Here is a 14,402-nt window from a genome sequence, read left to right as displayed (position 1 = left end):
AACAATTGAAACAACCATCCTGCCACTTGCGTGGCAGGATGGTTGTTTTTGATGTTTTATGTCTTCCTTAACAATAACGCTATTGCTAACAACCTTTTAAAACCATGGTTACAATTACAAAAGAACTGCTTTTCAGTTCCGGAATCGAGGCTCTTGACGAGATCCTGCAGGGGATACTCCCTGGTGACAATGTTGTCTGGCAGGTTGATGCCATCGAGGATCAGCTTCCATTCGTACACTCGTTCTGCAGATGCGTCCATCTCGACGGGAAAAAACTGGTGTATTTCAGATTCGCATCCCATGGTCCGCTCGTGCCGGAGGAATTTAAAGCTGAAGTGCACACCCTGAATCCCAAGGCCGGGTTCGAACAATTCATCACTAAAATCCTGAACGTAATCAACGAGAGTGGCAAGGGCGCCTGCTACGTGTTTGACTGCCTGTCTACGCTGGCAGTGGATTGGTACAGCGACCGGGTTCTTGGTAATTTTTTCAAACTGGCCTGTCCCTATCTGTACTCGGCACAAACGGTTGCATACTTCGCATTGTTGCGAAATTCACACACGCCTCACTCAATCAATGCTATCCACTCAACGGCCCAAATCGTCCTCGACTTGTACAGAATTAAAGAAAAAGACTACATCCTGCCCTTGAAAGTAAAGGGGCGCCATACACCCACCATGTATATGTTTCATGCCCTGGAGAGAGGCAATCTCAACCCGGTTACCAGTAGTACCACAGTTTCTGAAATACTGGCCAATATACCACAAGCATGGATTGACAGCAGCCTGGCTCATCACGACACCTGGACAGAGATTCTGAATGAGGCACAGGCGGCGTGCGCAACGCATGACAAACGAAATTCTACAAAACACAAGGCTATCCGTAAACAACTGATAAAAATGATGATCACTCGCGACAAGACAGTCTCACAACTGTGCGAGGATCATTTTGAACTTTCCGATCTTGTATCCATCGGCAAACGCATGATCGGCACCGGCTTCATTGGTGGGAAATCGACCGGAATGCTTCTGGCCCGGGCTATCCTGAAAAAAAACGACCCAAAATGGGAGGAACGCCTGGAGGTTCACGACTCTTTTTTTATCGGCTCCGACGTCTTCTATTCATTTGTGATCAATAACAAATGCTGGTGGGAACGACACCAGATGAAAATGTCAGATGCCCCTTATGCTGACGCTGAAAAAATCAGGGAGAAACTCCTGCGCGGAAAATTCCCGAGGGATATAGTCGCCCAGTTCAAGGAAATACTGAACTATTTTGGCCAATCACCATTAATTGTGCGTTCCAGCAGCCTACTGGAAGATGCGTATGGCAATGCGTTTTCCGGTAAATACAAAAGCATTTTCTGTGTAAACCAGGGAACCCCTAGTGAACGACTGGAACAGTTCAAGGATGCAGTGCGCGTGGTCTACGCAAGTTCGATGAGCCGTGATGTCCTGACCTACCGCTCGCACCGGGGACTGTGGAACCGATACGAGGAAATGGGCCTGCTGGTGCAGAGAGTGTCCGGCGATTTCTATGGCAACTTCTACCTGCCGCAGCTCGCCGGAGTAGGTTACTCATTCAACCCCTTTGTCTGGGACCCGGAGATTGATCCATCAGAAGGGGTTCTGCGACTGGTCTTTGGCCTGGGCACCCGTGCCGTGGACAGGCATGATGACGATTACACCCGGATTGTGGCGCTCAATGCCCCTCTGAAACGTCCGGAAGTCAGCAAGGATGATGTCCACAGGTACAGCCAGCATACTGTTGATGTTCTTAACCTGAAAAACAACACCATCGAGAGCACAGGATTTGAAACCGTTGCCAAATCAACCCCCGGACTTCCCCTTGAACTCTTTGCGGTGCGTGATAACGAAATGGAAAATCGGGCCCGGAAATACAATATTCAAAACGTGTTTTCCTGGATGCTGACCTTCAAAAATGTCTTCACCAAGACAGCTTTGATTGACGACATGAGGGATATGCTCAGCACTATTGCCAGGGCCTATGAATATCCGGTTGATATAGAGTTCGCCGTAAACTTCTCCAGTGATAATTCCTACCGGATCAACCTTCTGCAGTGCAGGCCATTTCAGGTCAAGATAGAAACAGGAGCTGCGAAACTCCCTAAAAACATTAAGGGAATAGATACTTTTCTCAAGAGCTCGGGACCAATCATAGGGCAGGCAGTTGCCAGGAAAATTGACCGAATCGTCTACATTATACCGGCAAAATACAGCAGACTGACGACTTCAGAACGTTTTTCGGTGGCCAGGCTGATCGGTGATTTAACCAACGAACTTCCTGGCGGCAAAAACACCATGATGGTCGGACCGGGACGCTGGGGCAGCAAAATGCCGGAGCTGGGTATTCCCGTTTCCTTCAGTGACATCAGAAACACCTCGGTTCTCTGTGAACTTGTCACCATGCATGAAAACCTGACTCCCGACATTTCTCTCGGCACCCATTTTTTTAATGACATTGTCGAAATGGGAATTGTCTATATGGGTATCTATCCGAATGATGACAGATACACATTTAATGAAAAACTGCTTCTGCAGGGATCTAATCTCCTGTCAAAAGTGTATAAAAAAGCAGACCGTATTGCCGAGGCAATTCATGTTGTAGATATTGATGATGCCGTAACAACGGTATTTGTCCACGCAAATACCGTCAACCAGGAGGGCATTGTTTTCCAGACAAACCATTCAAAAACCTGAGTAGTACCAATTACCATCGTAATATTTCTTTACGATTACAATCCATGGAGTGACCAATATGTGCCGATTAGCGTTAAAAACTGCAACCACCCCATTTTCCCCGTACTGTGTCCTGCAGGCAATGGAGACCATGCAGGAAGGATATGACGGCAGCGGACTGGGTCTGCTGCTTCGAGGTGTCGAATTCAAGGATTTTTCTTATCGAAGTCCTGACCCGATACTTTCGGGTGTCGCGCATACAGAAGAAGCATTGAACCGTCTCGACCAGTATATGCTGCAAAAAAAAGGTTTTACAAAAAAATATGAACACGAGTTTCAAGTTGATCTCTCAGAGATAGCGGCCACAGACCGCTATAAATATTTCACCCGCGTTTATCAGATACCAAGGCACTGGAATGCCTACAGCAAGGAGCTTATCGAACATGAATTGATGATGACCAGCCTTCATTTAAGAAAGGATGGCGCAGACCATGGCGAGGATCTCTCCATTTTTTCCTTCTGGCCGGATGTGGTCATGATCAAGGAAATAGATTGGCCCCTTGCGGTGGGCAGAGCTCTTTCTCTCGATGACGGCAGGATCAAAGCACGTGTAATCATGGCTCAGGGGCGACAGAACACCAATTATGGTGTCAACCTGCACGCCTGTCACCCTTTTTTCCTGCAGGGCATCGCCACCATGACAAACGGTGAAAACACAGCCTTCCTGCCAATCAAGGAATGGCTTGAAGGCCGGGATTTTCCGGGATATACCGGCTATCAATCTGATTCCGAGGTTTTTGCCCATATCCTGCATTATGTGATCAGGCAGCTGAAACTACCGCTGCAGACTTATAAACATGTAATTACGCCACTCAATAACAAAGAACTGGCAGCACACCCCCAGGGCGAGTTTCTCCGCGGCCTGCGCGATGTCTGCCGCCGCCTGATCATCGACGGCCCCAACGCCGTGATCGGCACCTTGCCTGACGAAACCTGCCTCCTGGTGATGGATGCCAAAAAGATGCGCCCCGCTACAGTAGGTGGCAAGCCCGGCGAATGGGCCATCGCCTCCGAGATGTGCGGAGTCGATGCCCTGGTCCCAGATCGGGATCGTTCGAAAGATTTTCAGCCCATGCGTGAACACACGATTATTATTCCTCCCGACAGACAGGAGCTAGAGATATGGTCCCAATTCGATCAGTTACCTCAGACCCAGGCAGCCTGAGCCCCAACGACCTGCCCTGGATCATTGAGCACAATGAAGACAGGTGTACCCTTTGCGGAAAATGTGCTGCCGTCTGCCCGGTCAACACCTTAAAACTTTCCTATATGCGCAAGCGGATGCCGAAGATTGTTCTCTCATCCAGCGAGCGGGGCAGTTCATACAAAACCTTCGTCGGCATCCGCCAGAACACCGATGTCGGCCAACGCTGCATCGGCTGTGGCTCATGTGCGATGGTCTGTCCCAACGCGGCGATCCACCCGATCCACAACAAGACCGATCGCTACCGGTTTCAGAATACCAAGAAAGGTGAGGCACCCACCCGTGGCGGCCGCCGCAACGAACCGGGTCCCAGTCTGCTGGATCAGATCTCTTTCAACCGGATATCAATGCTCACCGACCCGGCGCTCGATGCCGGCCGCCATGAGTTTTCCTTAAACACCCTGCTTGGCCGGGTACTGCCGCCTGAAGAATTTATCCGCCGCCAAACCACCGGCGAGTGGACCCCGCCAATCCGGGAAATCTTCCCGTTCATCATCGGCTCCATGTCTTTCGGAGCCCTGTCGCCGAATATGTGGCTGGGCCTTCTGCAGGGTGTTGCCTATTGTAATGAAGTGCTTGGTATTCCGGTAGTCATGGCCACCGGTGAGGGCGGCTGCCCACCATGGGTTTTGAAAAGCCCCTTTCTGAAATACATCATCCTGCAGATCGCCTCCGGTTATTTCGGTTGGGACGAAATCATCCGTGCCATTCCGGAGATGCAATGTGATCCGGCCGCCATCGAGATCAAATACGGTCAGGGCGCCAAGCCCGGTGATGGCGGCCTGTTGATGTGGTACAAGGTCAGCAAGCTGATTGCCCGTCTTCGTGGCGTTCCGGAAGGGGTTGATTTGCCTTCGCCGCCGGTCCACCAGACCCTTTACTCCATTGAAGAGTCGGTCATGAAGATGATCCAGACCATGTCGATGGCCTTTAACTTCAAGGTGCCAGTTTATCCGAAAATCTCCGGTTCCAACTCCGCCAAATCGGTTTTGAACAACCTGGTTAGAAACCCCTATGCCTCTGCACTGATGATCGACGGGATTGACGGCGGTACCGGCGCGGCCTACAACATCAGTATGGATGCCACCGGGCACCCGATCGCTTCCAATTTACGAGAGTGTTACCTGGACCTCTGTGCCCAGGGCAAACAGAACGAAATTCCACTGTTCGCAGCCGGTGGGGTCGGCAAAAACGGCAATGTCACCCAAAATGGTATGGCCCTGATCATGCTCGGCGCCAGCGGCGTGCATATGGGTAAATACATCATGCAGTCTGCCGCCGGCTGCCTGGGCAACGAACAAAACCGTTGTAACGCCTGTAATCTCGGGATCTGCCCGAAAGGTATCACCAGCCAGAACCCGAAAATCTACCGTCGCCTCGACCCGGATCGGGTTGCCGAGCGCGTGGCTGAGACCTTTATGTCCATCAAGACCGAGATGAAGAAAGTCATGGCGCCACTTGGTCGGTCACAAAGTCTGCCAATCGGCATGTCCGATGCCTTGGGTATCGGCAACAAGGATGCGGCTGAGCGTTTGAACATCAGATACGTGTGTTAAGAGGAACATGATATGAGTAAAGCATTAATAGTAAAAGGGCTTGATGAAAACGGCCAGCGTATCAGCTCCAAAGACTTCGAAGAGTTGATCCAGAAGGCCTTTGCCAAATCAAACAACCTGAAGCTTGAAACATATGGTCAGCACAATGTAGCCGGCCGGCTTAAAAGCGATGGCAAGCCGGTATATATCGAGATCAACGGCCCTTGTGGCCAGCGCCTCGGCAGTATGGGTATGCCCGGCACCAAGATCGTCTGCAACAATTCAGCCTCCGACGATGTCGGTTACCTGAATATCGGCGCAGAGATCACCATCAAGGGTGATGCCACCAATGGCGTCTGCAACGCCATGGCCGAAGGTAAGGTCTATATCGGCGGTTCCATCGGCGCCCGTGGCCTGACCATGACCAAATGGAATCCAGAATACAAAAAACCCGAGCTCTGGGTCCTTGGCTCGGTGGGTGACACCTTTGCTGAATTCAACTGCGGCGGCATCGGCATTATCTGCGGCATTGAGGCGAAAAACCCGCACAACGTTCTCGGTTACCGCCCCTGTGTCGGAATGGTGGGCGGCGAAATCTACTACCGCGGCAAAACCGATGATTCATACTCACGAACCAATGTCAAAGATATGGAACCGGATGACAGGCAGTGGCAATGGCTCATGGACAGGATGCCTGGTTATCTTGAAACCATCGGCAGAAAAAATCTCCTGAAAAAGCTTTCCGTGCGCAAGGAATGGAAAGTCTTAAAGGCGATTACTCCCCAGGAAAGGGCCCTGATGTTTTCAGGCCCCATGCCCATGAGCGAGTTCCGGATCAAAGTCTGGGATAAGGCTTTCGGCGGCGACCCACTCCGGGACCTGGCACCGGGTCTTGACCGGAGCCCCATCGGCCTCATCGAAACCGATGAACTGAGGCGGCGAAGACCATTCTGGGCAAATCACGAGTCCTCAGCGCCCTGCACATTTTATTGTCCGGTACACATACCCACCATTGACCGGTTACGCCTTATCCGTGACGGAAAAATGGATGAGGCCTATGAAATGATCCTCCGGCATACGCCGCTGCCCGGTTCCGTTTGCGGCGCTATCTGCCCGAATCTCTGCATGGAAAACTGCTCACGGCAAACCATTGATTCAAGCATTAATGTGGCCATGCTCGGCCGTTCGGTAAAGGACGTCCCTGCCCCCAAAGTTGCGAAAAGCCTGAATAAAAAGGTGGCGATCATCGGCGGCGGACCTGCCGGAATGAACGCTGCCTGGCAACTTGCCCAGGCCGGCGTTGAAGCACATATTTTTGAAAAGGATGACAAGCTCGGCGGTAAACTTGCCCAGGTTATTCCCTGGGACAGGCTGCCCAAGGCAACCTGGGATGCGGAAATCGACCGCTTCCTCAATATGCCAAATATAAAAGTGCATTTCGGCGTCACCATGACAAAATCGAAATTCACCGATCTCAAGAAAAAATATGATTATGTAATTATCGGCGTGGGAACCCATGAGCCCCGCAGAATTCCGTTCCCGGGTCACGAAAAAGTTATCACCGCCCTTGATTTTCTCAAATCAGCTAAATCCGACAACCCCATTAAAGTCGGCAAAAAAGTAGTTATCATCGGCGCCGGCAATGTAGGGTGCGACGTTGCCTGTGATGCCTATAAACTCGGGGCGGAACAAGTGACCCTGGTTGACATCCAGAAGCCTCTTGCATTCGGCAAGGAGAAAGCTGCAGCCGAGGCGCTGGGCGCCACTTTCCGCTGGCCGGTTATGACCAAAGAGGTAACCGACAAGGGACTGGTCACCTCCACCGGTGAATTGATTCCGGCGGATACCGTGCTCATTTCCATCGGCGATATCCCAGCCCTTTCATTTCTATCGGAGAAAATTGAGACCATCTTCGTTGGCGGCGCCCAGTGGATCAAGGCTAATGAGGCCGGCCAGACCTCGGATGAAAAAATCTTTGCAGTGGGCGATGTTGAACGTCCAGGCCTTGCAACCAATGCACTTGGCAGCGGTAAAAAAGCCGCAGCCTTCATCATTGCAACCATCAGGGGCGAAAAGTGGAAGCCCTTTGATAAAAAAGTCATTAATCTCAAGAATCTTACCCTGGAGCACTATTGCCCTGAACCCTCTTCAAACTCCGTCGAAGCCGAAGCGGACCGCTGCTTGAGTTGCGGAAAATGCCGTGACTGTCATCTCTGCGAAACCATCTGCCCGACAAACGCCATTTCCCGCCGTGAGGTTCCAACCGATGTCGGCTATGAATATTCATCCGATGCCGGCAAATGCATTGCCTGCGGATTCTGTCGCGACACCTGCCCTTGCGGCATCTGGGTCATGCAGCCCTTTTAATAACTACCCAGAAAATATTCATACAAACGCCAGCCTGAGACTGAGAATCGGGCTGGCGTTTGTTTATTTGTGAGCCCGCAGACTTCCACTCCCCGCCCCCCCCAATCCTGACAACAACGTTACCCGGCACAAGCATCTTGTTATTCAAGAGAATACTGGCCTTTTGCCGATTTTTTTTTTACTATAGGATCATTATTAAGGTGTGATCTGCACATTCATGGTAAAAATTGTTCTATATGCTTGATTACAAACTAAAAAAAGAATCCACAAAAGTTTGGCATTATGCCTTGGCTATGGCTTTAGGCTGGTCGATAATTGTTGTCGCGTCTCTTGTCTGGAATCTGAAACTGTACACCGCGGAAAACCTGCAGATTGCCTTGAATGTTGCCCGCACCCATCTTGAAAAAGACCTCCTCTACCGAAAATGGAACACCCAGCACGGCGGCGTATACGTTCCAATCACCACCAAAACACCCCCCAACCCCTATATGGATGACCAGCCCAACCGGGACATCAAAACCTCAGACGGCCAAAGCCTTACCCTGATGAATCCTGCCTACATGACCCGCCAGGTTTATGAACTGGGCATGGTGAAGCATCAGGTTGACGGACACATTACAAGCCTTAACCCTCTCCGTCCGGAAAACATTGCCGATCCATGGGAAGCGGAAGCACTCAGGGCCTTTGAAGCCGGAGCCAAGGAGTTTCACGCGGTAACAAAATTTAACGACAAAGATGTAATGCGCCTGATGATTCCCTTGCGTACCGAAGAGGATTGCCTGAGTTGTCACGCGGAGCAGGGATACGATGAAGGCGACATCCGCGGCGGGATCAGCGTCACCGTCCCCATGGAACCTTTCTGGACCGCGAAACAACAAACCACCAGAAACATCTGGACTGGGCACGTTCTTTTCTGGCTCCTGGGACTGCTGGGCGCCGGGCTGAATTTCATCAGCCTGAACAAACGCATTGCCGAACGAAAAGATTCAGAAATTGCCCTGGAAAACAGCGAGGCACGCTTCCGGGAACTTTTCGACCGGATGAGCAGCGGCGTTGCGGTCTTTAATGCAATAAATAATGCCGAAGATTTTATTTTTGTGGATATCAATAAGGCCTCTGAACATATCGAAAGACTTTCCCGTGAAGAGGTGATTGGAAAAAGTGTCGTGGAGGTTTTTCCAAGCATCAAAGAATTCGGCCTGTTTGAAGTTCTGCAAAAGGTATGGCGGACTGGTGAGACGGCCCAACACGGCGCTAAGGAGTATAAAGACAACCGAATCAGAGGCTGGCGGGAAAACTTTGTCTACAAACTTCCCTCCGGGGAGGTTGTTTCCATTTACAGAGACATGACCCGGGCCAAGCTTGCTGAAGAAAATCTCCAGCAGGCACAGAAGATGGAGGCCATCGGCACCCTGGCCGGCGGTGTTGCGCACGATTTCAACAATATCCTTACCGCAATTATCGGCTACGCGGAGCTTTCACTGATCAGCACCCCGCAGGAAAGCAATATTCATGGCCATCTTGAAAAAATCGTCAAATCAGGAAAACGCGCCACCGATCTGGTAAAACAAATCCTTACCTTCAGCAGACAGACCGACCAGGAACGAAGGGTGCTGCTTTTACAACCGGCAATAAAAGAAGCGCTCAAGCTGCTCCGGGGAACGCTTCCGACAACCATTGAAATTCATCAGGAGATTGAGACTGACTGCGATCCAGTGCTGGCTGACGTAACCCAGATCCATCAGGTTATCATGAATCTCTGCACCAACGCCTATCATGCCATGCGTGAAAAAGGCGGCGTCCTTTCCGTAAAACTCAAAGAAGTAAAGTTTGACGAGAATCACCCTTCAAAGCATCCGGAACTGGGGCCTGGGAAATATGCGCAGATCTCGGTCAGGGACACCGGGCACGGAATGGATAAAGAGACCTTGTTGCGTATCTTCGATCCTTATTTCACCACTAAAAAACACGGCGAGGGGACAGGCCTGGGGTTGGCCACGGTGCACGGAATAATAAAAAACCATGAAGGTGTTATCGATGTTGTAAGTGCTCCGGATAAAGGAACAACATTTACCTTGTATTTTCCCATTGTCGAAGATAAAAACCGTTACGAGCACATAATAACTTCCAAACCTTCTTTATCAAAAATTGCCGGGAGAATCCTGCTTGTTGATGATGAAGAGTCTATTTCCCAGCTGGGAGAAAAAATCCTTCGCCTGATCGGCTGCAATGTCTCTGCGTTTACCGACAGCCTTGAAGCCTTCGAAGCTTTTAAGGCCGAACCGGATAATTTCGACATTATCATGACCGACCAGACCATGCCCGGACTCACCGGAATCGAACTCTCACGGAAAATCCTTGAGATGCGGCCGGACATCCCGATCATTCTCTGTACAGGCTTCAGCGAAATAGTCAACGAACAGCAAGCCAAGGAACAAGGGGTTGCCGAATTCATCATGAAACCACTGACTATCCATTCCATTACCGAAGCAGTCAGAAGGGCGCAACAGAAAATCAAGGCATAGATGCCGGCACATGATTCACGCCGCACCATCCCTCCTCTGACAACAACGCTATCCAGGATAATTCATGAAATACACCTGAAGCATAGCGGCGATTATATCAGGAAATGCTTATGGCAAAAAACGACGCGGAACTCTTCATCCTCAAGGACGCCGTGGACAATGCCGGTGAAGCCTTCATCACCATTGACAAGGATTCCACTGTCCTGTTTTTCAACAAGGCGGCCGAATCAGTGTTTGGATACAGTCAAAAGGAAGTGCTGGGAAAACCCCTGGCAAATATCCTTGGCCCGGCCTGCCGCGAAGGCCATGAGCATGCGGTCCGCAGATATATCCAGACCGGCCAGGGCAAACTAATCGGCCACACCACAGAATTTCTGGCAATGCGCAAGGGCGGCGAAACGTTTCCCGCAGCGATTTCATTTTCCGTTGCCAGGGTGAATGATGCACTCTACTTTACCGGCATTGTACGGGACCTTTCGGAACAGCAGAACCTGCAGAACAAGTTGATCAACGCCGAAAGACTTGCGGCGTTAGGCCAGACTGTTGCGGAAATCACCCATGAAATAAAAAACCCCCTGACCATAATCGGCGGCTTTGCCAGGCGCCTTGCCAAAAACGAACAGAATGCGCAGAACGCCGAGAAGCTCAATATCATCGTCAGTGAAGTGGACCGGCTAGAAAATCTTCTCAAAGGCCTCAAAACCTACTACACCCCGCAGATCCTCAATTTGAAAAGATTTGATCTCTGCCGGATTATCGACGAGGTCCATGCCCTGGTCTCAGATGAATGCCGGAGCAAGAAAATCGACCTGGAAATAAAACTCCATGACACCTGCATCCTCATCGAAGGGGATGAGGAAAAACTCAAGCAGGTGCTGATCAATGTCGTCAAAAACAGCATTGAAGCATCCGGGGACGGCGGCAAGCTCTCCATAGAAACCAGGTATGTTGAAAACACCGCGGAAATTGCAGTACGCGACTCAGGACCGGGAATCCCTGAAGCAATGAAGAAAAAGATCTTTGAACCTTTTTTCACCACCAAGCAACAGGGAACCGGCCTGGGGCTTGCTGTTTCAAAAAGAATTGTTGAAGGCCATGCCGGAAGCTCTTTTACCATTGAAAGCGAAGAAGGACGGGGGACGGTGGTGAAGATTGCCCTGACTAGATACTAGCCATACCACAATTGAGGCGTCCTTGATTATTCTCCTTGAAAGGGGGTCTCATATTGGGAGGTATTTGAAATATCGAATATTGAACCAGGAATTTCGAATAAAGAAGTGAAGATTATAAATAAAGCTATACGTTACAAGTCAGGAAGGGTTGTCAAAACGGTTCGGGTAAAAAGGAATATCTAAATATTTGTAATTTTCCTTCATCATTCGTCATTCGTCATTCGTCATTCCTTGATCGATATTCTGCGGTTCTATTAATCTTGAATCATCCTGAACAGGTTAAATCATGACAAACGATTCCTGTAATCCTCATAGGAAAACTTGCGGACGATTTCGGTTGTGCCAGATTGAGGATCATAAATCGCGATGGACGGCAATCTCACACCGTTAAAGGTATTGTTCTTGACCATGGTGTAATGGCCCATGTCTTGAAAAACAAGCTTCTGGCCGATTTCCAGGGGCTTGGGAAACGAATAATCGCCGATGACATCGCCGGCCAGGCAGGTCAGGCCGCCCAGCCGAAAGGTATGGTTAAACTCCCCCGGCTTGCCGGCCCCGACAATTTCCGGACGATAGGGCATTTCAAGAACATCCGGCATATGGGCCGCAGCCGACGTATCAAGGATGGCGATATCCATCTCATTCTTTACAATATCCAGCACCCGGGTCACCAGCACCCCGATATTGAGCGCAATGGCTTCCCCCGGTTCAAGATAGACCTGTACCCCGTACTTTTCTGCAAAATCGGTGATCAACCCACAGAGCAGATCAATATCATAATCGGCCCGGGTGATATGATGGCCACCGCCGAAATTCACCCAGTCCATCTGTTTGAGCCAGGGGCCGAATTTTTCCTCAACCGCTGCAAGGGTATTTTGGAGCGCATCGGCATTCTGTTCGCAAAGGGCATGGAAATGCAACCCGGAAATGCCACTCAGCTTATCCGGTTGAAAGTTCTCTCTTGTCACGCCAAGACGTGAGTATCTGCCGCAGGGATTATACAGGTCGGTCTCCACCTCGGAATATTGCGGATTGATACGGATACCGCAGGATATATTTTTTTTGATGCCGGCAACCTTGTCCCTGAAAAATCCCCATTGGGAAAAGGAATTGAAGACGAGATGATCGGCATACCCGGCAATCTCAGCAAACTCCTCTTCCCTGTACGCCGGGACATAGACATGCACCTCACTGCCGAATTCCTCCCGGGCAAGACGCGCCTCGTCCAGCGAACTGGCTGACGCGCCCACAAGATACTTGCTGATCTGCGGGAACAGGCTGAACATGGCAAATCCCTTGAAAGCCAGGAGAATCCTGCAGCCGGTTCGTTTCTGAACCGAATCGATTATCCTGAGGTTTTCCTCCAGCTTGCCGCGATCGCAGACATAACAAGGAGTTGGTATATTATTTAAATCAATCTGCATGGTAACTACATTTCTTTAATCTGCCAGGGAAGGCCATGAATCATGAGCTTGTCCATGAACGGATCAGGATCCAGCTCTTCCACATTAAATACTCCGGGCTTTCGCCATACCCCGTTTACTATGAGCATGGCGCCGATCATCGCCGGCACCCCGGTGGTGTATGATATGGCCTGTGAGCCCACTTCCCGGAAACATTCCTGATGATCACAGACATTATAGATGAATATTTTTTTGGCCTTGCCGTCTTTTTTCCCATCGATAAGGCAGCCGATGCAGGTCTTACCCCTGGTGGAAGCGCCCAGGGACGAGGGTTCGGGCAGCACGGCTTTCAAAAACTGCAGAGGGATAATCTCTTTTCCTTCATAGATAATTGGATCGATCCGGGTCATCCCGACATTCTGCAGCACTTCAAGATGCCGCAGATAATTTTCGGAAAATGTCATCCAGAACCTGATACGTTTCAGGCCCTTGATATTTTTTACCAGGGATTCCAATTCCTCGTGATACATCAGGTAGGCTTCCTTGGGGCCGATTGCCGGAAAATCAAAGGTCTGATGGATTGACAAGGGATCGGTTTCCAGCCATTGACCGTTTTCCCAGTATTTGCCCCTGGCGGTGACTTCACGGATATTTATTTCCGGATTGAAATTGGTGGCAAAGGGATGGCCGTGATCACCGGCATTGGCATCCAGAATATCGATATAATTGATCTCGTCAAAATGATGCTTCCGGGCATAAGCGCAGAAAATATTGGTCACCCCGGGATCAAAGCCGCAGCCGAGAAGCGCCATGAGGCCTTTTTCCCGGAACCGCTCCTGGTAGTCCCACTGCCATTTATAGCAGAACTTGGCCTCGTCCGGCGGCTCATAATTTGCCGTATCCAGATAATCCACCCCGGTGGCAAGGCAGGCATCCATGATCGACAAATCCTGATACGGCAACGCGACATTGACCACCAGTTGGGGCTGATACTGCTTGATCAATTCAATTAACTCAGGGGTGTTGTCCGCATCAATTTGCGCGGTTTTTAATGAACCGCCGACCTGTGCATTTATTTTATCGCACTTATCAACGGTCCTGCTGGCAAGGACTATTTCGTCGAACACCTCAGGAACCTGGGTGCATTTATGGGTGACCACACCGCCGACGCCGCCGGCGCCGATAATCAGAACTTTACTCATTTATTTCACCATAATGACTTGACGTAAAAGGCTCGATCATGCTAGATTCGGGCTGCTTTTAAATTTAGCGGGCCATTAGCTCAATTGGTAGAGCATCTGACTCTTAATCAGCAGGTTCCCGGTTCGAGTCCGGGATGGCCCACCAGAAATTTCTAAAGGGTTGCGATATATATCGCAACCCTTTTTTTATGTCTACTGAAAAGCATTACACACTCGCCCCCCAAATATCACTATT

8 protein-coding genes and 1 tRNA gene are annotated in these 14,402 nt (G+C 50.3%); 7 read left to right on the top strand and 2 right to left on the bottom strand.

Translation table 11 applies throughout. The features are described from left to right. Nucleotides 1–104 precede the first annotated feature (104 nt). From KKE17_03490 to KKE17_03465, 6 genes are all read left to right on the top strand, one after another. Nucleotides 105–2,720: a PEP/pyruvate-binding domain-containing protein gene (locus KKE17_03490; GenBank protein ID MBU1709047.1), complete on the top strand. Its 2,616-nt coding sequence runs from the start codon at nt 105–107 to the stop codon at nt 2,718–2,720. A 58-nt stretch (nt 2,721–2,778) separates the two neighbouring features. Then, nucleotides 2,779–3,924 (top strand): glutamate synthase, encoded by a 1,146-nt coding sequence (locus tag KKE17_03485; GenBank protein ID MBU1709046.1) that lies wholly within the window; start codon nt 2,779–2,781, stop codon nt 3,922–3,924. Then, nucleotides 3,882–5,519 (top strand): 4Fe-4S binding protein, encoded by a 1,638-nt coding sequence (locus KKE17_03480; protein MBU1709045.1) that lies wholly within the window; start codon nt 3,882–3,884, stop codon nt 5,517–5,519. Before KKE17_03485 ends, KKE17_03480 begins: the two co-directional genes overlap by 43 nt. Nucleotides 5,520–5,531: 12 nt before the next feature. Further along, the gene (locus tag KKE17_03475) at nt 5,532–7,865 is read left to right on the top strand and encodes an FAD-dependent oxidoreductase (GenBank protein ID MBU1709044.1); all 2,334 of its coding nucleotides are present in this window, start codon (nt 5,532–5,534) and stop codon (nt 7,863–7,865) included. A 287-nt stretch (nt 7,866–8,152) separates the two neighbouring features. Further along, nucleotides 8,153–10,390 (top strand): DUF3365 domain-containing protein, encoded by a 2,238-nt coding sequence (locus KKE17_03470; GenBank protein MBU1709043.1) that lies wholly within the window; start codon nt 8,153–8,155, stop codon nt 10,388–10,390. A 110-nt stretch (nt 10,391–10,500) separates the two neighbouring features. After that, on the top strand, nt 10,501–11,562 hold the full coding sequence (locus tag KKE17_03465) for a PAS domain S-box protein (protein MBU1709042.1): 1,062 nt from the start codon (nt 10,501–10,503) through the stop codon (nt 11,560–11,562). Between the two features lie 284 nt (nt 11,563–11,846). Here KKE17_03465 and nspC read toward each other — a convergent pair whose 3' ends face one another. Together nspC and KKE17_03455 are read right to left on the bottom strand one after the other, a co-directional pair. Continuing rightward, nucleotides 11,847–12,986, bottom strand: coding sequence for a carboxynorspermidine decarboxylase (gene nspC / locus KKE17_03460; protein MBU1709041.1), 1,140 nt, complete (start codon nt 12,984–12,986; stop codon nt 11,847–11,849). A 5-nt stretch (nt 12,987–12,991) separates the two neighbouring features. Continuing rightward, entirely contained in the window at nt 12,992–14,167 is a 1,176-nt protein-coding gene (locus tag KKE17_03455; GenBank protein MBU1709040.1) for a saccharopine dehydrogenase family protein, read from the bottom strand. A 69-nt stretch (nt 14,168–14,236) separates the two neighbouring features. Between KKE17_03455 and KKE17_03450 the strand changes: the two genes are divergently transcribed. After that, nucleotides 14,237–14,312: transfer RNA gene (locus KKE17_03450), tRNA-Lys, on the top strand. Nucleotides 14,313–14,402 lie beyond the last annotated feature (90 nt).

Source organism: Pseudomonadota bacterium (genome assembly GCA_018823135.1).
Classification (GTDB): domain Bacteria; phylum Desulfobacterota; class Desulfobulbia; order Desulfobulbales; family CALZHT01; genus JAHJJF01.
This window is presented reverse-complemented; position numbering and strand designations above follow the sequence as displayed.